Annotated in this window: 20 protein-coding genes and 1 tRNA gene; 15 read left to right on the forward strand and 6 right to left on the reverse strand. The window is 47.2% G+C overall.

Features of this window, described 5'->3' with window-relative positions; translation table 11 throughout:
* The first annotated feature begins 2 nt into the window (after window positions 1–2).
* The 4 genes from CLV93_RS05515 (at window position 3) to porX (ending at window position 6,981) form a co-directional block, all read left to right on the forward strand.
* On the forward strand, window positions 3–353 hold the full coding sequence (locus CLV93_RS05515; protein WP_106541171.1) for an MGMT family protein: 351 nt from the start codon (window positions 3–5) through the stop codon (window positions 351–353).
* A gap of 66 nt (window positions 354–419) precedes the next feature.
* Window positions 420–1,511, forward strand: coding sequence for an Mrp/NBP35 family ATP-binding protein (locus tag CLV93_RS05520; protein ID WP_106541172.1), 1,092 nt, complete (start codon window positions 420–422; stop codon window positions 1,509–1,511).
* 174 nt (window positions 1,512–1,685) lie between these two features.
* Window positions 1,686–5,369, forward strand: a complete 3,684-nt coding sequence (porW, locus tag CLV93_RS05525) for a type IX secretion system periplasmic lipoprotein PorW/SprE (protein WP_106541173.1) — start codon at window positions 1,686–1,688, stop codon at window positions 5,367–5,369.
* A 58-nt stretch (window positions 5,370–5,427) separates the two neighbouring features.
* Window positions 5,428–6,981 (forward strand): T9SS response regulator signal transducer PorX, encoded by a 1,554-nt coding sequence (gene porX / locus CLV93_RS05530; RefSeq protein ID WP_106541174.1) that lies wholly within the window; start codon window positions 5,428–5,430, stop codon window positions 6,979–6,981.
* A gap of 6 nt (window positions 6,982–6,987) precedes the next feature.
* Here the strand turns inward: porX and CLV93_RS05535 are convergent, their stop codons facing one another.
* From CLV93_RS05535 to CLV93_RS05545, 3 genes are all read right to left on the reverse strand, one after another.
* Window positions 6,988–7,182 carry a DUF4177 domain-containing protein gene (locus CLV93_RS05535; RefSeq protein ID WP_106541175.1) on the reverse strand — a complete coding sequence of 65 codons (195 nt, stop codon included), beginning with the start codon at window positions 7,180–7,182 and terminating at the stop codon, window positions 6,988–6,990.
* Window positions 7,183–7,265: 83 nt separating this feature from the next.
* Window positions 7,266–8,309: a dual-specificity RNA methyltransferase RlmN gene (gene rlmN / locus CLV93_RS05540; RefSeq protein ID WP_106541176.1), complete on the reverse strand. Its 1,044-nt coding sequence runs from the start codon at window positions 8,307–8,309 to the stop codon at window positions 7,266–7,268.
* 99 nt (window positions 8,310–8,408) lie between these two features.
* Window positions 8,409–9,089, reverse strand: a complete 681-nt coding sequence (locus tag CLV93_RS05545) for a ferredoxin--NADP reductase (protein WP_106541177.1) — start codon at window positions 9,087–9,089, stop codon at window positions 8,409–8,411.
* Between the two features lie 200 nt (window positions 9,090–9,289).
* Here CLV93_RS05545 and dcd point away from each other — a divergent pair, with 200 nt between their 5' ends.
* The 5 genes from dcd to CLV93_RS05570 all read left to right on the forward strand — a co-directional run bounded on the left by dcd (window position 9,290) and on the right by CLV93_RS05570 (window position 12,689).
* Entirely contained in the window at window positions 9,290–9,808 is a 519-nt protein-coding gene (gene dcd, locus CLV93_RS05550; protein ID WP_106541178.1) for a dCTP deaminase, read from the forward strand.
* Entirely contained in the window at window positions 9,808–10,077 is a 270-nt protein-coding gene (gene yidD / locus CLV93_RS05555) for a membrane protein insertion efficiency factor YidD (RefSeq protein WP_106541179.1), read from the forward strand. Before dcd ends, yidD begins: the two co-directional genes overlap by 1 nt.
* Window positions 10,078–10,086: 9 nt before the next feature.
* Window positions 10,087–10,977 (forward strand): metal ABC transporter solute-binding protein, Zn/Mn family, encoded by an 891-nt coding sequence (locus CLV93_RS05560; RefSeq protein ID WP_106541180.1) that lies wholly within the window; start codon window positions 10,087–10,089, stop codon window positions 10,975–10,977.
* A gap of 111 nt (window positions 10,978–11,088) precedes the next feature.
* Window positions 11,089–11,844, forward strand: coding sequence for a metal ABC transporter ATP-binding protein (locus tag CLV93_RS05565; protein ID WP_106541181.1), 756 nt, complete (start codon window positions 11,089–11,091; stop codon window positions 11,842–11,844).
* Window positions 11,844–12,689 (forward strand): metal ABC transporter permease, encoded by an 846-nt coding sequence (locus tag CLV93_RS05570; protein WP_106541182.1) that lies wholly within the window; start codon window positions 11,844–11,846, stop codon window positions 12,687–12,689. The genes CLV93_RS05565 and CLV93_RS05570 overlap by 1 nt, the downstream gene beginning before the upstream one ends.
* Before the next feature lie 604 nt (window positions 12,690–13,293).
* Here the strand turns inward: CLV93_RS05570 and CLV93_RS05575 are convergent.
* On the reverse strand, window positions 13,294–15,087 hold the full coding sequence (locus CLV93_RS05575; protein ID WP_106541183.1) for a bifunctional metallophosphatase/5'-nucleotidase: 1,794 nt from the start codon (window positions 15,085–15,087) through the stop codon (window positions 13,294–13,296).
* 178 nt (window positions 15,088–15,265) lie between these two features.
* On the opposite strand from CLV93_RS05575, the gene CLV93_RS05580 reads away from it, so the two are divergent.
* Entirely contained in the window at window positions 15,266–16,045 is a 780-nt protein-coding gene (locus CLV93_RS05580) for a hypothetical protein (protein ID WP_106541184.1), read from the forward strand.
* A 116-nt stretch (window positions 16,046–16,161) separates the two neighbouring features.
* On the opposite strand, the gene CLV93_RS20535 is transcribed toward CLV93_RS05580, so the two are convergent.
* Window positions 16,162–16,419: a GDCCVxC domain-containing (seleno)protein gene (locus CLV93_RS20535; protein ID WP_425529590.1), complete on the reverse strand. Its 258-nt coding sequence runs from the start codon at window positions 16,417–16,419 to the stop codon at window positions 16,162–16,164.
* An 83-nt stretch (window positions 16,420–16,502) separates the two neighbouring features.
* A tRNA-Met gene (locus CLV93_RS05590) sits at window positions 16,503–16,575 on the reverse strand.
* A 198-nt stretch (window positions 16,576–16,773) separates the two neighbouring features.
* Here CLV93_RS05590 and CLV93_RS05595 point away from each other — a divergent pair.
* The 5 genes from CLV93_RS05595 (at window position 16,774) to CLV93_RS05615 (ending at window position 21,810) form a co-directional block, all read left to right on the forward strand.
* Complete coding sequence (locus tag CLV93_RS05595) at window positions 16,774–17,640, forward strand: M23 family metallopeptidase (RefSeq protein WP_106541186.1); 867 nt, start codon at window positions 16,774–16,776, stop codon at window positions 17,638–17,640.
* Window positions 17,641–17,650: 10 nt separating this feature from the next.
* A complete protein-coding gene (locus CLV93_RS05600) occupies window positions 17,651–18,808 on the forward strand; it encodes a 1-deoxy-D-xylulose-5-phosphate reductoisomerase (protein ID WP_106541187.1) in 1,158 nt (385 codons plus the stop codon).
* Window positions 18,809–18,829: 21 nt separating this feature from the next.
* Window positions 18,830–20,161: an RIP metalloprotease RseP gene (gene rseP / locus CLV93_RS05605; RefSeq protein WP_106541188.1), complete on the forward strand. Its 1,332-nt coding sequence runs from the start codon at window positions 18,830–18,832 to the stop codon at window positions 20,159–20,161.
* 78 nt (window positions 20,162–20,239) lie between these two features.
* The gene (tatA, locus tag CLV93_RS05610; protein ID WP_174821579.1) at window positions 20,240–20,458 is read left to right on the forward strand and encodes a twin-arginine translocase TatA/TatE family subunit; all 219 of its coding nucleotides are present in this window, start codon (window positions 20,240–20,242) and stop codon (window positions 20,456–20,458) included.
* A 269-nt stretch (window positions 20,459–20,727) separates the two neighbouring features.
* Window positions 20,728–21,810: a DUF4837 family protein gene (locus CLV93_RS05615; RefSeq protein ID WP_106541190.1), complete on the forward strand. Its 1,083-nt coding sequence runs from the start codon at window positions 20,728–20,730 to the stop codon at window positions 21,808–21,810.
* The last annotated feature ends 17 nt before the right edge of the window (window positions 21,811–21,827 follow it).

Below are 21,827 nucleotides of genomic sequence, written 5' to 3' on the forward strand. Positions count from 1 at the left end.
TCATGTCCGACTTTTACGAAAATGTGTACGATGTGGTCCGGCAAATCCCGGTAGGCAGGGTTACCAGTTACGGTGCCATTGCCCGTTATCTTGGCTCGCCGCAATCGTCGCGCATGGTAGGTTGGGCCATGAATAACGCACACAATCAGCAGCCTTATGTTCCGGCCCACCGGGTGGTGAATCGTCAGGGCTTGTTAACCGGGAAGGTGCACTTTGGCGGACCGGACGTGATGCAGGAACTGCTGGAAAGTGAAGGTATCGAAGTGGTTGAAGACCAGATTGTCGATTTTCAAAAACATTTTTGGGACCCTTTGAAGGAACTCCCGTTTGACGAAACTTTTCCTACACCATAAACGGATAATGTTCTCCTTATTTATAACTTTGTTTTTCAATTTCAAGTTCAAGAAAATACTTACGATATGGCTATTGTTCCCAAGCAGATTACCGATATTCTACGATCGGTAAAATTCCCGGGTTCGGAAGAGAATGTGGTGGAGCTGGATATGGTTCAGGAGATCCGGATTGCCGGTACCCGCATTAGTTTTACCCTGGTTTTTCAAAAAGACAACGACCCCAATATTCAAAACGTGGCTCAGGCTTGCGCCGAAGCGATTGAAGATGAGCTGGGCTCAGAGGTTGAAATCAGTATTACGCCTAAAGCGATTCATCGTATGCAGGCACCCGTTCTTCCCGGCGTGAAGAATACGATTGCGGTTGCTTCGGGTAAAGGCGGCGTCGGTAAATCGACTGTGGCGGTCAACCTGGCGGTGGCCCTGGCGAAAACCGGAGCGAAAGTGGGATTGATTGATGCCGACATTTTCGGGCCTTCAGTTCCCAAAATGTTCGACGAGGAAAATGCCCGTCCGGTCATGACCAAGGTAGAAGGCCGCGATTTGATTGTTCCGGTTGAGAAATACGGAGTGAAGTTGTTGTCCATTGGTTTCTTCGTGAACAAGGAAGATGCGCTTGTATGGCGTGGTCCGATGGCTTCCAACGCGCTGAAGCAACTGTTGATTGAAGCCGACTGGGGCGAACTCGATTATCTTCTGATTGACATGCCGCCCGGAACCAGCGATATTCACCTGACGCTGGTACAGACTATTCCGGTTACGGCATCGGTCATTGTGACAACACCGCAGGAAGTGGCTTTGGCCGACGTGGTGAAAGGTGTGGCCATGTTCAATAGTAAATCAGTCGATGTTCCGGTCCTGGGAATTATCGAAAATATGTCCTGGTTTACGCCCGCTGAACTTCCCGATAGTAAATACTACATCTTCGGAAAAGATGGCGGAAAAGAGCTGGCAGAACAGCTGGAAATTCCGTTGCTCGGACAAATCCCGTTGGTAATGAGTATCCGCGAAGGCGGTGATAACGGGGTTCCTGCTGCATCGAAAGAAGATTCGGTAACCAGTCAGGCGTTCCTGGAAGTTGCCGAACAGGTTGTTCACCGTTTGGATCTTCGCAATAAGTTTTTCAAACCTTCACGAAAAGTGAAAACCGAAAGAAAATAACTGCAATAGCAGTCAGCAAGGAGGGCACGGAAAAATCGGTGCCCTCTTTTTTTGCATGGTATTTGACAGATTGCTGGCTTAATTATCTTTATATCTTTGTGGCAGAGCGATTCATTTTGGTTATTTTACCGCTCGTTGCTGAATTCCAATTTCCCATAGCAAAAGGAAGAATTGTTGAAGCTGAAAACCCGATATATTTTTTTTCTGCTTGGCCTGAGTGGATTAGTACTGGGATGTTCGACCAGTAAAAATACGGTTGTGTCGAGGGCCTACAATAACCTAACTTCACATTATAATATCTATTTCAATGCGAAAGAGAGTGTGAAATCGGGATTGGGGCAGGTCGATCAGGCCGTGAAGAACGACTACACGCACATCCTTCCGTTGTATAAAGCCAGCGAAAAGGAGGCTGCGAATGCTGCCCGTTCGACGATGGACGTAGCCATTATGAAGTGCTCGAAGTTGATTACACAGCACTCTATTACCAAGAAGCCACGCCGGCGAAGTAACCGTTCGGAACGGTACAAGGAATTTGCTTCGAAAACGGAATTCAACAAATGGGTCGATGATGCGTACCTGTTGATGGGGCGGGCTTATTTTTACAAGCACGACTATTACCGCGCCATCGAGAATTTCTCTTACGTCATTCGGAACTTCAGTAAAGAGCCTATTCGTTATGATGCCTATCTTTGGTTGGCCCGGGCATACAACGAAAATGGGCAATACAGCAATGCCCGCGATATTTTCGATTTACTGCAGGGCGATCCCAATTTTCCCAAAAAACTGTTGAAGGAGTTTGAGCTGGTGCAGACTGATTATTTCATGAAGCAGGCCCAGTACAGGCAAGCCATTCCACATTTGAAGTCGGCTGTAAATAACCGGTTTTCCCGAAAAAAGAAACTTCGGTACAACTATATTCTGGCGCAATTGTATGCTGAAACTGACCAACAGTCAGATGCAGTAGCTTACTACCGGAAGGTTTTGAAGATGCGTCCACCTTACGAGATGGCTTTCAACGCTCGGATTAACCGGGCCGAAGAATACACCGGAGCCGGAAGTGCCGACGATCTGAAAAAGCAGTTGCGGCGTATGCTTCGCGACGAGAAAAACGAAGAGTTTCGCGATCGGATTTACTTTGCCATGGGAAAAGTGGCGATGAAGGAAGGCATGAAGGCGGAGGCTATTGATGACTACCGGAAATCGGCCGCTTACAGTAAGAACAATAATGCTCAGCGGGCAGAAACCTGCCTAACTCTGGCTCGTATTTATTTTCAGGATGAAAACTATGTGCAATCGCAAAGTTATTACGACAGCACATTGGTCGTGATTGATAATACGTATCCCGGATATGACGAGATTTCATCGCGGGCAGCCAGTTTAGGCCGTCTGGTGACGAACCTGAATACCATTACCCGGGAAGATAGTTTGCAGCGGTTGGCCCAAATGACAACCGCTGATCGGAATGCGTTGATTGACAGCTGGATTTCCAAAATTAATAAAGAAGAGGCCCGTAAACGGGAAGAAGAACGCAACCAGCAGTTGACGCAGAATTATTACCGGTATAACCAGCGAAGAAATACGATTCAGGGAAGCAACGACGGCTCTTGGTATTTTTATAATCCCACTACAGTGGGAATCGGGAAAGAAGAGTTCCGCCGCATCTGGGGAAAGAGAAAACTGGAGGATAACTGGCGCAGGCTGAATAAAACCCAGCTTTCGGCAAGCGATACTGACCAGCTGGCCGAAGAAACGCAAAGCGACTCCGCTCAGGTGACGGAACAACGGGTTTCCGATCCGCGACAGCGCGATTATTACCTGCAGGATGTGCCATTGACCGATTCACTGATGGCGGCTTCCAACGACCGGTTGATGCTGGCATATTACAATGCTGCACGAATTTACCGCTCAGAATTCAACGATTATCAGCGCTCGGCGGAAATGCTGGAGGAACTGGACCGGAAATTCCCGGGAGGAAGTTTGGAGCTCATGTCGTGGTTCGACTTGTACCAGATTTATAAGACACAGGAGAAAACCGCAGACGCCGCCAAATATGAGCAGTTGATTGTAGCCAAGTATCCTAATTCGAAATACGCGAAATTCCTGAAAGATCCGAACTACTTTGTGACGTTGGAAGCACAACGCGACAGTATGAACCGCATCTACAGCAAGGCATTTACCTTGTATCAGGATCGGGATTTCAAAGGAGCTGCACAGAAAGCGCGTCAATTGCTAGCAATGCACCCTGACACGGGGCTGGTAGCCAAAACCCGCTTCCTGGAAGTGGTTTCAAAAGGTACACAGCAGGATCGCAAAGTATTTGCCGATAGTCTGAAAGCATACATTGCTGCCAATCCCCACGCGGAAACACTGCCGCTGGCCAATAAAATTTACAGTCGGCTTCAGGACAGTACACTGGCAGATTACCAGAAAATGCTGGCAGAAGGATATATCCATCAGAATATTCAAAACCCGGAAGTTGTGCAGGAGGAGAACCAAAAGAACGATGAGTTCGGAGGTAAATTCTCTTACAAGGAAGATGTGTTCCATTACTTTGTTATCGTCTTCCCGCGTCAGGCGAAGGTGGATGTCAACCGGTTGATTTTCGACATCGCCAATTACGATATTGACTATTACACGCAGCAGGATTTCGATATTGAAAAAGTGAACCTGAACGCGCGTTCGCAGATGGTGGTTGTGCGCAGTCTTCCCGACAAGGAAGAAGGCTTGATTTATTTCCGCTCCATCATCCGGAAACGGAAAGTATTCGAAACGCTCAAAGGTGTGGAATATGTCAATTTCATTGCTTCTTCGCCTAACTACCGGACTATGCTGGCTGACCACGATTACCATGAATACCTGAAGTTCTTCATGAAGAATTACAGCCGGTACATCAGTTCCGATTTCCCGCAGAATGAATTGCCTAATCTGGAAGAGTTGCTGGCCAAAGCGCGCAAGCAGGAAGAGCCGGAAGAAAAGGGTCAGTTTGTGATGGTGAAAACGACGGTAGATCCGAACAGTTACCACCGGACGGCTGATGAAGCGCACCAGTTTGTGCTGATTCCGGAAAATGCGAAGCAGAATTTGCAGCCGCTGCTAAAATTGTTTGCCGCATTCGATTCGACCAACTATGCCGATTTGAATTTGGCCGTTGTTAAAGGAACCGTTTCCGGGAAACCGGCATTACTGGTAACCGGTTTAACCGGGGAAGCAGTGGCAAAAGATTATTTTGGAGCCGTGGTGAAAACCCGCGAGTTGTTCGCTCCGTTGAACGGTGGAAACTACCGGAATTTCTATATCTCGGATACGAACATGAAATTACTGGAGAAAAAGAAAGACATCGATGGTTACATGGATTTCTTCTCTCGCGCATATCTGGGAAAAATTCCACAACCGAAAGAGCCGGAATCAACGCCACAGACAACAGCACCTGAAACTCAAACTCAGCCTGCAACACCGGTGGCAAAGCCTGCGCCTTCGTACAACGGACCTTACAATACCAATCTGGGAGTTGACAACCGGTTTATCCTGGTCTTCTCAGCTGCAGGTGTTGATTTGGCAAAATTACAATCGGGTTTCGAGAAGTTTAATACGGACAACTTTGGTTCTGGTAAAATCAAAGTGGAGACCGAACCACTGGACGCTAGCCGGATGATGTTAGTGATTAGTGGTCTGGGAGGAAAGGAAAGTTCAATGGTCTATTTCCGTAAGGTGATTGCCAGCCGGCCGCTGTTTACACCGTTGGAAGACAGGGAGTACAGAAACTTTGTCATCAGCGCGTCCAATGAGAAGATTCTTAAGCAAAAGAAAAATCTCACACCTTATCTCGAGTTCTTTGGTCAGTTCTACCTGAAAAACTAGATAGTTTTTTTAAATTGGGACTGCGGTAAGACAAAGACGTTAATCCTGAACTTAATATATGAAGACGATCCGAATTCTTTGGGCCGACGATGAAATTGATTTGCTTAAACCTCACCTGCTTTTCCTCGAAGGAAAGGGGTATAGCGTAACTGCTGTAACAAACGGCGATGATGCCATCGAACAGGTCAACCGAAAGAACTTTGACATTATTTTTCTTGATGAAAACATGCCCGGTCTTAGCGGCTTGGAAACACTCGCTTCCATCAAGAATGTTGTCCCCGGAATCCCCGTGGTGATGATTACCAAAAGTGAGGAAGAGGACATTATGGAGGAGGCCATCGGTGCCAAAATCGCTGACTACCTTATTAAACCTGTCAATCCCAATCAGATTCTACTCTCCATCAAGAAGAATATCGAGAAGACGGAGCTGGTTACCCGGAAAACGACCTCTGCTTATCAGAGTGAATTTGCGCGGCTGGGAATGCAAATAAACGATTCGCTGACACATGAAGACTGGGTGGAAGTGTACCGGAAACTGGTTTTTTGGGAATTGGAACTCGAGGAATCGGATGATCACACAATGGACGAAGTGCTGCTGATGCAGAAAAGTGAAGCCAACCAGGCTTTTTCCCGTTTCGTGAAAAAGAACTATTTCGACTGGCTGGAGCAACCGGCCGGCGAACGTCCGTTAATTTCGCCCGATCTATTCCGTCACCGCGTTTTCCCGCTGCTTGACCAGGGTGAAAAAGTCTTTGTCTTGCTGATTGATAACCTCCGCTACGATCAATGGCGTATTCTTCAGCAAATAGTCCGTGAATACTATACGACCGACGAAGAGGAATTGTACTTCAGTATTTTACCTACTGCGACGATGTATGCGCGGAATGCGATCTTTTCGGGATTAATGCCGTCGGAAATAGCGAAAACCTATCCAAATCTTTGGTTGAACGAAGAGGAAGAGGGTATCAAAAACCAGCACGAGGAAGAGTTGTTTACACGCCAAATGGCTCGTTATGGGCGAAGTGAGAAATTCAGTTTCGAGAAAATGACCAACCTGAAATCTGGACGTCGTGTACTCGATAATCTGGCGAACATGCTTGAAAATCCGCTCTCCGTGATGGTCATCAACTTTGTCGATATTATGTCGCATGCGCGGACCGAAATGGATATGATTCGCGAGCTGGCCAACGACGAAGCAGCTTACCGGTCTCTCACCGAATCGTGGTTCCGGCACTCTCCGTTGCTCGAACTGATTAAGGAACTTTCGACAAGAGATATTAAACTGGTGGTCACGACTGACCACGGTACCATACGCGTGCATAACCCATTGAAGGTGATAGGTGAGCGTTCGACCAATACCAATTTGCGCTACAAGCAAGGCCGCAATCTTAAATACAATCGGAAGGAAGTATTTGAAATGACGAATCCGGGAGCGGGCTTTTTGCCATCGTCCAATGTCAGTTCAACGTTTATCTTCGCCAGCGGAACCGATTTCTTCGCGTACCCGAATAACTTCAATTATTACGTAAGCTACTACCGCGACACGTTTCAGCATGGTGGCATTTCACTGGAGGAAATGTTGGTACCTTTCGTTACGCTGTCTCCGCGCTAAGCGAAATTACATGCGCTGACGTTCGAAAATGAGCTCGAAATAGCTGGAGGCTCCGTGGCCTGAAACGGCCGGAGAAAAAATCTGAATTAGCCGCCAGCCATCTCTGGTCATACGGCCAATCACCTCCTGGTAGTCTTCTTTGGGCTTCCTAAAAAAAGGAGTCAGCTTAATCCGGTAGAATTTATATTCGTAACGGTCCATGGGTTGAAAGATTAGTTGTTTTCACCCAAGGTAAAACGAATTTATGAAATTCTGTCTGGAATTTTTTCGCTTTCGCGAAGAGATTAATAATCCGGCTCTTCTTCTTTTTTCACCAGCGCTTTGGTCGACAGCAACCCGCAGGCGGCGTAAATATCCTGTCCGCGCGAAGCACGAATGGTGGTCAGAATACCTTTGCTGTTGAGCAAATCCTTGAATGATTGTAGTGTCTCTTCATCGCTGCTTTTAAGCGGCGTATCCGGAATGGGATGGAACCGGATAAGGTTGATACGGCATTTGATTCCGTTGAGGATGCGGGCCAGCTCTTTGGCATGTGCCGGCGTATCGTTTAATCCGCCGAACATGATGTACTCGAATGAAACGCGACGCTGTCTGCCAAATTCCCAGCTTTTGATCTCGTCCAACACTTTTTGAATCGGGTAAGCCGTTTGGATCGGCATCAGCTGTTTCCGCTCCTCATCGAAAGGTGAGTGCAGACTGACAGCCAAATGGGCCGTGCTGGTTTCCAGGAATTTTTTCATTGCCGGAATGATACCAATGGTTGAAACGGTGATCCGCTTTGGACTCATCGCATAGCCCCAGTCCGACGTCAGGATTTCGACGCTCTTCAGGACATTGTCGAGGTTGTCAAACGGTTCGCCCATTCCCATGTAGACAATGTTGCTTACCTCACCGTTTTCCTCAATGCTGCGAATCTGGTTCACAATTTCGCCAGCGGTCAGTTGTCCCTGGAAACCTTGCTTCCCGGTCATGCAGAAGAGGCAGCCCATTTTGCAACCTACTTGTGATGATACGCAAACGGTTTTGCGATCGTTCTCCGGGATCATCGCTGTTTCGATGAATTTCGCATGGTCTGTGGGGAAAAGATATTTCTTGGTTCCGTCGATGCTGGCCTGTACTTTGGTCGGTTCGGTCAATCCGAATTCGTAGAATTCTTTCAGCGCTTCCCTTCCCTTCACCGACAGGTTGGTCATCTCGTCGATGGAACGGATGTCCTTTTTATACAGCCAGTCAGCCATCTGTTTGGCTGCAAATTTGGGCAAGCCAACCTGTGCTGCTACTGCTTTCAGTTCATCGAGCGTTTTTCCAAATAATCTTTCCTTCTCCATGCTGCTCCTCTGTTTAGGCCAAAGCTTTTGATTTTCCTTTCGCCGCTGCAAAGATAATCATTGTACACCGCTTCGCGAACGATGCATGTAAATCGTTCATTAAAAATAGATTTCGGCCACAATGTTTCCGTATGGAATGCCTTTCCGGATGAGTAGGTCGCGGGTTTCGACGACCATTTCCGGGCTACCGCAGAGATAGAATTTCTGATCCTTCGGTAAATTATCCTGGTCTTCCAGGAAATGGGTAAGTCGTCCATGATATACATCACCGCCTTTTTCCTGCGAACAGCAACGGACGTACTGGTCTTTCAATTCGGGCATGAATTCATCTTCGAAATAGAAATTCTGCAGGTAACGTCCGCCGTGCACAACGGTTTTGTTGGAGCCCAGACCTGATTTGAACATGCTGTAGAAAGGTGCAATTCCGGTTCCGGAAGCTACCCACCAGGCTGGTTTATCATCACCGGTGAAGTCGCCCATGGGCTCGGAAACGAGTATTGAATCGCCGGGCTGTAACTTGGCCAAACGTGGAGTCAGCCAGCCTCCGCCTTTTACGTTGAACAGGATTTTCAGTTCATCTTCTTTTTCGCCGCTGCAAATGCTGTACATGCGAGGTGGTTCGCCTTCCGGCAGACCGATTTTTACCACCTGACCTGCTTTGAAATCATGAAGACGGGGCAAGGAAAGGACATAAACACCGGGGGCAATTTCGTTATTTTTCAAAAGCGCCACCTGGTATAATTCGTCGTCGTATTTTGTGTAATCAGCTGATTTTCCCATAAAGCGTTATGCGTTTGTGTTGAATAAACACCCATTCATCCGGTTGGTTCAGCGTCGGGAAAAATCAGGCAACTTTCGTCAAAAATGACTGATGCACTATAATTTGGATGGCTTTCTCCGAAATTCCCTTCAAAAATTTCGGCAGTCATGCTAAAAAAGGTAATTTTACGTCTTGAATCTCATGGAAATACCATCGCACGATGATCCTGTCGGGAAAGGAAATTGAAAAACAGCTGAACCGGAAGATCTTTATCGATCCCTTCCGGCCAGAGCAGTTGAATCCGAACAGTTACAATCTTCGTTTGCATAACCAACTATTGGTGTACGATGAGGATGTGCTTGACATGAAGAGTCCGAACAAGGTGAGTGAGATGGAAATTCCACCGGAAGGCCTGACACTGCAACCCAATAAACTGTACCTGGGACGTACCTTGGAGTACACCCGGACCGAGGATTACGTTCCGATGCTCGAAGGACGTTCGTCTGTCGGGCGACTGGGGCTGTTTATTCATGTGACTGCAGGCTTCGGCGACGTGGGGTTCAGCGGTTACTGGACACTGGAAATATTTTGTGTTCAGCCGGTTCGTATCTACGCTGGTGTGGAAATCTGCCAGATTTATTACCACTCCATCGAAGGGCAATACGAACGGTACAATAGTGGAAAATATCAATTGAATCAGGGGATACAACCGAGTTTACTTTACAGGGATTTTGAGTGATGGGAAAGTGGGTTCGTAAAATTTTTATCTGGATTTTGAAGATTCCGGTGTACTTCTACCGGTATTTCATTTCGCCAATGACTCCGGCTTCGTGCCGCCATATTCCGACTTGTTCGGAGTACGCGGTGAAAGCACTGGAAATTCATGGTCCCATTAAGGGTTTGTTTCTGGGAACCCGACGTATTCTGCATTGTCATCCCTGGGGGACACATGGGTATGACCCGGTTCCGCCAAGAAAAATTAAAGTGAAACCCCTTAAACTGAAGTAGCATTTCTGCATGAAGAAGATTTTAATTTTGTTGACCATTGCGTCATTTCTGTTTGGTTCCTGTTCAAATCGTTCGCACAAATCGTCTGGTGGAAGTCAGGCTGATTCTGCTGCGGTTTTTGTCAGTATTCTACCGTTAAAATATTTTGCCAAACAAATCATTGGCGATCGGTTTCCCGTCGAGGTGATGGTTCCGCCGGGTGCCAGTCCGGCGACCTATGAGCCTACGCCCCGGCAGATACAAAAACTATCGAATGCAGCGGCTTACTTCGCGGTTGGTCATCTCGGTTTCGAGAATGCGTGGTTGAATCGCATCCGGCAGGCCAATCCCAACATGGAATTGTTCTACACCGACACCGGAATTACGCTGATTAAGGGTGATACCATACAACATGGCGACCATGATCACCACGAAGGAGTTGATCCGCATATCTGGACATCGCCCAAGCAGGCCAAGCAAATTGCCATCAATATTTTCGAAGGAATGGTGGCCATCGATCCGGGTAACCGGGAATATTACTACCAAAACCTGCAGAAGCTGTTCGACGAAATTGCGCGGGTTGACCACGAAGTCGGCATGAAGCTGTCCCTTTTGAAAGGGAAACGGTTCCTGATTTTCCACCCGTCACTGGGCTACCTGGCGCGTGACTATGGCCTGATTCAGGAGTCGATCGAATTTGAAGGGAAATCACCTTCACCCAAACACATGGAGGAGATTGTGAAAAAGGCCCGGAAGCAGCACATCAAGCTGATCCTGATTCAGAAACAATTCGATAAAGCAGACGCCGAAACCATTGCCCGGGAAATCCATGCGGATGTGGTGCAAATCGACCCGCTGGACGAGGACTGGCCAAAGGAAACACTCTCTATTGCAGCCAAGTTGTTCGACAGTCTTTGGTGAACTACTCCCGCTTAGGGTTGTTACTTCATTGTTTAATTGCTAATTTCATTTTTTACTGACGGAGTATTCCATCGGGGAATGAACCGGCGGTTGAAACGGAAACGAATACACATGGAAAGTCTCCTCGAAATACGCAATATGTCTGCGGGCTACGAAAAGAAAGTGGTCCTGAGCAACGTGAACCTGACCGTTAATCCCGAAGATTTTATCGGGGTAATTGGCCCCAATGGCGGTGGAAAAACGACCTTGCTGAAAACCATGCTGGGGTTGTTGCCGCCCATCAAAGGTGAAATTGTCTTCAACGAATCGATGCGGGAGGGCTCCCATCATCACATCGGTTATCTGCCGCAGGTGAACCGGATTGACAAGAAGTTTCCTATCACTGTTTTCGATGTGGTGCGAAGCGGATTGATGTCGCGGAAGCGGCTGGTTGGACGTTATTCCCGCGAGGAAAATGAACGAACAGCCGATTTGTTACAAAAGATGGGCATTTACGCTTTGCGAAAAAAAGCAGTAGGCGAATTGTCGGGTGGGCAATTGCAGCGCGTTTTGCTGTGCCGTGCCCTGGTGAACCAGCCTAAATTGTTGATTTTGGACGAGCCGAACACGTATGTCGACAATAAATTTGAGCGCGAATTGTACGAGCGCTTGCGTATCCTGAACAAGGATATGGCGATAATGCTGGTTTCCCACGATGTGGGTACGATTACTTCTTATGTAAAAACCATTGCTTGTGTGAACCGCAACCTGCATTATCACCCGTCGAATAAAATATCAACCGAACAACTGGCGGCTTACGAATGTCCGATTCAGATTATCTCGCACGGACAAATACCGCACACCGTTCTCTTACAACACGATCACTAATGGATAGCCTGGCCTCAATTTTTCAATTCGGATTTTTTCAAAATGCCTTCTGGGCGGCGCTCATGGCGAGCATCACCTGTGGGTTGGTAGGAACGTACATTGTTTCAAGACGCATTGTTTTCATCAGCGGAGGTATTACGCACGCTTCGTTTGGGGGAATCGGTCTGGGATATTTCCTGGGCATTAACCCGATTCTGGGCGCGTTGATATTTGGTGTTTTGTCAGCTCTGGGAATCGAATTCTTCACGCGCAAAGCGGATGTACGCGAGGACTCGGCTATCGCGATGTTGTGGGCGTTTGGTATGGCTATCGGAATTATTTTCGTGTACCTCACGCCGGGTTATGCACCCAACCTGATGAGTTACCTTTTCGGGAATATCCTGACGGTTTCGGCCGGGAATTTACTTTTCATGGGGCTGATAACGCTGGCGGTGATTGCCTTTTTCATCACCTTCTTCCGGATGATCCTGTTTGTGTCGTTCGACGAAGAGTTTGCCCTTACCAACAACGCGCCGGTACGGTTATTCAACCTGGTGTTGATTAGTTTGGTAGCACTAACTATCGTGATGAATATTCGCGTGGTGGGAATCATTCTGGTGATGTCACTGCTGACCATTCCGCAGGCCATTTCCAATATCTTCACCCGGAACTTCGGTACCATGATGATTCTGTCGGTGATTTTTGCCTTCATTGGTTCCATGGCCGGATTACTCTTTTCCTATTCCTTTAATATTCCTTCGGGTGCTTCCATCATCTTTGCGCTGGTGATCCTGTTCGGAATCCTGAAACTGGGCTCGGTTGGACTGGAACGGCTCGGGAAAAATATGAGGTTACCGCGAGTCTGAGGCGACCAAAACTTTCTGCGTTTTCTCGTGTCCTGACTCCCGGGGAGCAAAATCCGCCTGCGTTTTTTCGTGCCGGGCCCCCGGGGAGTAAAATCCGTCCGCGTTTTCTCATGCCCGGGCCCAAGGGGAACAAAATCCGGCCGCGTTTTTTCATGCCTGGGCTCCCGGAGAACGGAATCCGACCGCGTTCTCTCACGCCCTGGCCCAAGGGGAACAAAAACCGTTGAAGTTTTTTGATGCTGCAACTCGGAGACAAAGAAAATTCTGAGAGCTTTTTCATATCACAACATTACGGGACGCAAATTTTCAAAGATTTCTTCATTTCGATTCAACACTTCTGAGTTGGTTTTTAGCGAAGTCGCTTGTCCTCCGGTTTCACCTGAGGTGAAGAATGATTATTCCCTTGCGGGAATCTCAGTTTCCAGATACTGGGGCCAAAATCTACTTAGCTTTTCCGGCGAAGCCGGATGAATATTCATCTCCCCCAATGGAATTGAGGGTTGGGTTTCTGAGGTTGGACCCCAACCCCGAAGCGGGTTGAGTTAAATAAAAAAGGCTGCCTTCACAGACAGCCTCTTCAATATGTTTTCCCGAAAGGGTAATATCATTCGTTTCCTCCTTTGCCGAACATCATCGGTTCGTCGACGGCGCGGGCTTTTTTCTCCCAGGCTTGTGGAATCACTTTCCAGTTCTCCGGATTAACCGGAGTATAAGTTCCCTGTTTTTCCAGCCACTTCATCATGTAGAAGCGCAAATCCTTTTCGGTGGTGCTAATGCGTCGCGCATTCAATTCGTCATGCGGGATGCCGGCTCCCTTTTCGAGGTGACCGCCGCCGCCATTTCCCCGGTATGAATTCACCGCCACTTCGTAGATGTGGTTTTCCCGGAAGGGCGTTCCGTCCGACATGGAGATGATGTGTACGCGGTGACCGGCCGGTTTGCGCACATCGACGGTGTACCTGATGCCGCCGGCCGAATCGAAATTGAAATACGGCTTGGCCAGCGAATACGTGCCGCGACCTTTGTTCTCCATCAGGTGGCCCTCTTTGTCCTTGCGGAAGTTGATGAGGTGGTCATTCGGGCTTTTCATGGTGTTGAACCAACCGGCGTACGAATATTCCAGGTATCCTTTGATTTCTTTCCCGGAGAGCTTCATCGTGTACAGCAGGTTCTCGTATTTGTACAGGCGGAACATGTCGCGGACGTACAGCTCGCCTTTTTTCAGTTGCGTGTCAAAAATGGTGGGAGCCGAAAGGGAAATGTCGGCGCCGCTTTGTGCGAGCTGCACCTTGTGGATGAGTCCCATAAAGCTGGAGCTACCAAAGAAAGCATCGCGGGTATCGATTTCGGCCGTGAGTTTGGCCACCGGCTGGTTCACCCATTTTTTCACCTCGTTCACAAACGGCTTAAAGTGCGCCATGTATTCCGGGTCGGGCTGGTAGTTTTTGGAATGCTTCACTTCCGAAGTGATTTCCTTCTTCCAGGTTTTGTCGGAGCTGTCGTAGGTTAGCTTCATTTTGGCTACCGGAAATTCCCGGGCATGGGCCTGTGGTCCCATGATGAGAACTTTTTTGCCAGCGGTGTTGGTCACCCACTTGTTCCACTCGCGGTGGTCGTGGCCGGCAAATACAATGTCGAAACCGGGCACCTGCTCGGCTACCAGCGCCGAGGCATTTTCGTTTTTGTACGTCTTGGCAGTTGTTCCGCCGTAGGTATAATCGACACCTGAATGGAACAGGCCAATCAGCACATCGGGATGCTCTTTTTCCTGTATAATCTTCACCCATTTGCGGGCGGTTTCAATCATGTCTTCAAACTCCATCCCTTTCCAGATTTTCTCCGGAAGCCAGTACGGAATGTGCGGGGTAATCATGCCCAGCACGGCAATCTTCACGCCCTCTTTCTCGATGATGGTGTAAGGTTTAAAATACGGTTTCCCGTCGTCGGTGCGGACGGCGTTGGCAGCCAGCCACGGCATGTGCATCTCACTGCGCACCTTGTCGTACACGTGATGGCCCGCTTCGATGTCGTGGTTACCCACGGTGGCGGCGTCGTACTTCATGAAATTGTAGACCCGTGCCACGATGTTGGTACTATCGGGCTGCAGGAAATTTGAGAAATATACATCGGGTTCGCCTTGCAGAATGTCGCCATTATCGAGCAATATCACATCCTGGTCGGGTTTGGCCCGCTCTGCTTTCACGTAAGAATAAACCGATGCCAGCGAATGGTTGGCGGTCGTATCGGTCATAAAATTCCATGGGAAGAGTGAGCCGTGCACATCGCTGGTTTCGATGAATTCGAGGTTGACGGTTTTCTTCTGGCAGGAAGAAAGGAGAAGCGTGAGCGAAAGAATCAGCAGTAGGTACCTTCCGCGCGCAAGATGTTTCCAGTTCATAATTGAATTTTCGATGGGTTTAAAACGTAAATATAGTAAAGGGTTGGAAAGGGGAAATGTTCAGGAGAAGGATAAAACTATTTAGTATTGGTTCAAGAGAGATAATTGGTTTGAGCTATTTTATTGAACAGTAAGTACTTTTTATTAACTTTATTCAAGAAAATCATATTTGACTTAGATGAAACAGGTCAGTGGACAAGAATCTAAATCTGCTGCGAAAAGCAGGTTTGTGAACTTTGCTAATACGCTCAAATCTTCAGTATATAACGTTGCTATTCTTTTATTAGAATCAATTAAAAAGTTCTTCTCGAGGACGTGGCGATGGATAAAGCCAGTTAAGTTTAGTACGATTGTTAATTTGATGACGGTGTTGGTAGCTACCTTATCTCTATACATCGCGTATTGTACACTTCAATTTTCTGTAAATGCAGCAAAACCTCAGATATCAATAATGGATCAGCGTGGTTATGCATCAAGAGTTCCAGAAAAGAAATATTATTTAGGGAAGAATAGTTACTTTATTTATAACCTGCCGCTGTTTAGAGTGGAGATAAAGAATACAGGGCAGCGAACCGCATGTAATTTTAAGTTGAAATCAAGAGCAATTTTTTTCAAATCAAGTTTAATTTATACATTGGATTCTGCACAATGGGCAAATCCAATTTTTCAAGGACAGTCAAGAAATATATCAGATGCGATTGTTGTACCATCAAATGATAAGAATGATTTTTATTATCAGCTAAGCTTATTTTGGTATGATAGTCTGATAAACTCAAAAGACAGTATATCGGTAACTTACCATTGTCTCTTGAGGCGTGATTCTGGTTACGATTTGTTCGGAACAACAGAAGCTGAACTGGAAAGATTGGGAAATCTGAAAAGTTTCACAATCGTTGGCAGGGATACATCAGCAACTGAAGCGATAACTAATTATTATTTGCCTAGAAATATTCGATAACATTCTTTTATTATTGAAAACGTTTTTCAATTAAATCAATAAAAAACAAAAAACCCGAAGCCAATGACTTCGGGTTTCTCTTTTCGTATCTGGAATGAGTAAAATCTGAGATTGTATCAGCAACAGTTCTTTCCTTGTTGAATTGGGGGACAGGGAACGGTACCATACGAACAATACACGCAGCAATCACCTTCCTTAGGTTTTAAGATGGTGTGGCAGTTGGTACATTCGTAAAAGAAACTGCACGCATTTTCAGGCATCGTTTCTTCCTTCTGAAAACCGCATTCGGGGCAGGTGATGACGGATTTTAGTATGATAGGTTTCAGTTCTTGAAAATCGGAAAAAACCATAGTCGGTTTGTTGTTTTTAATCATGCTTACTGTCCATCAAAGGTAGCATAATCAGAAAATGTTTGGAGGGTGAAATAAAAAAGCCGGTTAAGAAACCGGCTCTGTAGTAGCGGGGACAGGACTCGAACCTGCGACCTCCGGGTTATGAGCCCGACGAGCTACCAACTGCTCTACCCCGCAATGTAGGCGTTGAGTATGTTTCTCAAACGCGGTTGCAAATATAGATCAGTTTTTGTGTCCCTCCAAATAAATTCATGAAAATTCATTGCGAATAGGAGCACTTTTGGGTGTTGTGACTTGAAGGTGAAGCGGTAGCCGCAAATAAAAAAATTTCTCCTTTTTCTTATTAACTTTGGCATCCAGAGAAAACAGGATGGAATGATTACGGAAAACCAGAAGAAGCGCCTTCGCTATAAAATGAAGAATCCCCTGCGGATGGTGATTTTTAACGACCAGAACCTGCATACCGTTGGGCAGTTTCGGTTTACGCCTCAATCGTTGTTCATGCTCATCGCCTCGGTGGTGATTTTACTGATTGTGGCTGTTATCTTGCTTATCGCCTTTACACCGCTCAGGGAATATATACCCGGTTATCCTACCGGAGAAATGCGTCAAACCATTGTTCAAAATGCGTTGATGGTCGATTCGCTGGAAAGCGAGCTGGCTGTGCGCGATCGGTATTTCCGCGACATCCGTATGTTGCTGGCCGGCGAAACGCCCCCCGACGAAACGACTTCGCCCGATACCATCGTTCGGCTCGACCAGATACATTTCAAAAAATACGACCACGACAGCCTGTTCCAGGACCAACTGTCGCGCGAACAATTTAATCTATCTCTGAATAACCAGGCTCCCGACCGCAAACGCGGCATCTCGGAGCTGTTGTTCTTCCCGCCGATTAACGGTGTCATCACCAATCACTTCGATGCGGCCTCGGGTCATTTTGGCGTCGATGTGGTGGCGAAGAAAAACACCCGTATTTCGTCGGTGCTCGACGGTACGGTTGTATTTACCGGATGGACAATGCAAACCGGATATGTGATTGAGATTCAGCACGAGCATAACCTTGTGACGTTCTATAAGCACAATTCCGAGCTGCTGAAAAAGGCCGGCGACAAGGTGAAAGCCGGCGAAGCCATTGCCATTATGGGGAATACCGGAATGGAAACAACCGGACCGCATCTTCATTTTGAAATGTGGCAATCTGGTGTACCTTTGAATCCCGAAGATTACATCAATTTTTAGGCGGAACATCATGAAAAACATTGCCATACTGGGTTCAACCGGTTCTATCGGAACACAGGCGCTGGAGGTGATCGAGAAAAATCCCGACCGGTTCACTGTGGAGGTATTGACGGCCAACAATAACACGAAGTTGTTGATTGAGCAGGCGCGTCAGTTCAGGCCCAATGTTGTGGTTATTGCCAACGAAGAAAAATACGACGAGGTCCGCGATGCGCTGGCTTCGGAACCGATAAAAGTGTATGCCGGTGCCGATGCGGTGGCACAGGTGGTTTCGATGGGCTCCGTCGACCTGGTTTTAACAGCCATGGTGGGCTACTCGGGCTTACTTCCGACCATCAATGCGATTAATGCCGGAAAAACCATCGCACTGGCCAACAAGGAAACGATGGTCGTTGCCGGCGAGCTGATTGTACGACTGGCCAACGAAAAGAAGGTGGATATCCTTCCGGTGGATTCGGAACACTCGGCCATTTTCCAATGCCTGGCCGGTGAGTTCATGAATCCCATCGAAAAAGTGATTCTGACTTGTTCGGGCGGACCGTTTCACGGAAGAACAGCGAAAGAGTTGAGGGCAGTTACGCCGGAAGATGCGTTGAAGCATCCGAGCTGGGACATGGGCGCGAAAATTACCATCGATTCGGCCTCGCTGATGAACAAAGGTTTTGAGGTGATCGAGGCCAAATGGCTGTTCGGCTTAAAGCCGGAACAGATTGACGTGGTCGTGCATCCGCAGAGTATCATTCACTCGCTGGTTGAGTTCCAGGATGGCGCTTTGAAAGCGCAGTTGGGCATGCCCGATATGCGGGTCCCGATTCAGTACGCATTGGCTTATCCCGAAAGGTTAGCGAGCGATTTCCCGCGCTTCCGGTTCTCCGATTACCCGACGCTTACATTCGATACACCCGATACCGAAAATTTTCGTAATCTTGCACTTTCGTATGAGGCTTTGCATCAGGGTGGAAATATCGCCTGTTCACTCAACGCATCCAACGAAATTGCTGTAAAAGCATTCCTCGACAGAAAAATCGCTTTTACCGAAATGGCATGTATCAATGAGGCAGTTATGATGAAAACTTCGTTGGTAAATGAACCTTCGTACGAAGATTATGTTGAAACCGATCGGGAAGCTCGCGAAAGGGCTGTCTCATTGGTAAATGAAAATAGTTAAAAACGATTCGATAAAGATACTATGGTTGTTTTGGTTAAGGCGGCTCAGCTTATCCTGAGTCTTTCGATTCTGGTTGTCCTTCACGAGTTTGGACACTTTATTTTCGCCAAGCTCTTTAAGTGCCGGGTTGAAAAATTCTACCTTTTCTTCGATCCGTGGTTTTCGCTCTTCAAATTCAAAAAAGGCGAAACCGAGTACGGCGTCGGCTGGCTGCCGTTGGGTGGCTATGTGAAAATCTCGGGGATGATCGACGAGTCGATGGACAAAGAGCAGATGAAACAACCTCCGCAGCCATGGGAATTCCGGTCGAAACCGGCCTGGCAGCGCCTGTTAATCATGATTGGTGGTGTGCTGTTCAACCTTCTTTTTGCGCTTTTCCTGTATGCCATGGTGTTGTACACCTGGGGCGAGCAATACCTGCCGACAGCTAATGTGAAGTACGGAATCGTCACCAGTGATACCGGCAAAGAAATTGGTTTTCAGAACGGCGATAAAATATTAAATGTAGACGGGAAGAAGGTTGCTGATTTCACGAAAATCGTTCCGACCATTGTGCTTGAAAAAGCGAGCTATGTAGAGGTGGAACGTGATGGCAAGGACGTGAAAGTTCCGATTACGCAGGAAGATATTGCCAAATTGCTGAATAATAAAAACGTAATGGGTGTCCGGATTCCTTATTCCCTTAAGGTGCATGGCTTCATGAAGAAATCGCCCGCGCGGGATGCCGGAATGGATATTGGCGACAAAGTAGTAGCCATCAACGGACAGCATTTTACCTACAACGACCAGTTTGTCCAGGCACTGAAAGATGCGAAAGGCAAAACGGTGGATGTGACGATTGACCGCGACGGTGCAACGAAGACATTACCGGTGACGATTGGTGAGAATGGCTTGCTTGGGGTCGAACGTACCATGATGAACCTCGACAGCCTGTTTACCTTTAAAACACTCACCTATGGTTTTTGGCAATCCATTCCGGCCGGTGTGACGAAAGGTTTTAATACTGTCGATAATTACCTGAAGCAATTCAAGCTGTTGTTTCAGCCCGAAACGAAAGCATACGAATCGTTGGGCGGTTTTATTGCTATCGGGAACATTTTCCCGGGCATTTGGGACTGGCGCTCGTTCTGGAACCTGACCGCCTTCCTGTCGATTATTTTGGCCGTAATGAATATTCTGCCCATTCCGGCACTCGACGGTGGTCATGTATTGTTCCTGCTCTACGAAATTATTTCGGGCCGCAAGCCCAGCGATAAATTCCTGGAGTACGCGCAGATTGCCGGAATGGTGATTCTGTTTGCACTGTTGATTTTCGCCAATGGAAACGACATTATTAAATTATTCAAGGGTTAGTGTGTCATTTCCTGTGGATGAAGAACATCGTATGAAAAAAATTCTAAATTTGTAACCAAACCTTTAAAACATGACATTATGAACTTATTCGTGATAGCAGGGTTCATTGGCCCGCAGGAAATCATTATCATACTGGTCATTGTTCTGCTTCTGTTTGGAGGCAAGAAGATACCGGAACTGATGCGCGGCCTTGGGAAGGGTATGAAAGAGTTTAAAAACGCCACCAACGATGAGGGTGGTTCTGAAGAGAAATCTTCCAAGAAAGAAGACAGTTCGAAAGAAACACTCAAAGAGTAGTCTGCAAAATATTAAGCATACCAAACAGAACCCTGGTTCGAATGAGCCGGGGTTCGTTCGTTGATATTCTTTAACTTTTTTTCCTAAAATGATTTTGTTAATTTCGAATTAACCATTGTATCATTTTGTAAGACAACGTTTGATAACCATGCAGCCTTGACCTGACCATTTGTGATTCGTCCCGGAATGAGAACCGGATTACGGTTTTGTCGCAAGGTTGTTTCTGTTTATTTTCTTATCGAGTCAATAAATCTAAAATATAGCGTATCATGAAGAAGATACTATTTCAACTGACTGTCACCTTTGTATTGGGAGCGATGCTTTCCTCCTGCGGGGGAGACAGTAATCCAACAATGAAAAATTCTACCGGAAAGCCAGGCGAAATTGTTGTCGTGATTCCTAAGGCTACCTGGGAGGGCGAGGCAGGCGATACCATCTTTCATTTCCTGGCGCAGCCTGTTGCCGATTTGCCCCAGGAGGAGCCGATGTTGAACGTGGTGCATATCCCGCCGCAGGCATTTGGCGAGATTTTTAAAACCGGCAGAAATCTTCTGCTGACAAAGATTAACCCTTCGGTGAAAGAACCTAAGATTACGATACAGCGCAATGTGTGGGCGAAACCGCAGATAATTGTTTCGGTACAGGCGCCCAATGAAAAGAGTTTTACCGATTTCTTTGCCAAAAAGGGAAACGATATCGTGAGCATCTTCGTGAAAGAAGAGCGGAACCGGTTGATGAAAATGTATGCCGACCGAAAATTTAAAAATGATGCCGTTGCCGAGCGGATGGCAAAAGAGCACCATTTCACGCTCAACGTGCCGAAAGGATTTGTTGTTTCAGTGGATACGACCAATTTTGTATGGATTCGTTACGAGACTCCGAACATCAGCCAGGATGTAATCGCTTACTGGTACCCGTATACTTCCGATAGTACCTTTACCAGGAATTATCTGCTGAATAAGCGCGATTCAGTGCTGAAGAAAAATGTTCCCGGTCCCGATCCCGGAACTTACATGATGACAGAGCGACAGATTCCTACTCTTTTCCGTGCCTTTAAGCTGAACGGTAATTACACTGCTATGCTGCGCGGGCTCTGGAAGGTGCACGGCGATTTCATGGGAGGTCCTTTTGTTAGCATCAGCACACTCGACCCGATTCGTGGTCGTGTGCTGACACTGGAAGGATTTGTTTATGCTCCGAAGAAAGATAAGCGGGAATTGATGAGGCAGGTGGAAGCGATGATTTATTCGGTGCGTTTCCCCGACCAGAAAAAGAACGACAAGATTAACCGGATGGCTGAGATGGGCAACGACACGAGTGCGCCACCGGTAGATTCGGTAGAAACGAAATAAATTTGCGAAAGCAATTG

The organism is Prolixibacter denitrificans (genome assembly GCF_003014495.1).
In the GTDB taxonomy this organism is placed as follows: Bacteria; Bacteroidota; Bacteroidia; order Bacteroidales; family Prolixibacteraceae; genus Prolixibacter; species Prolixibacter denitrificans.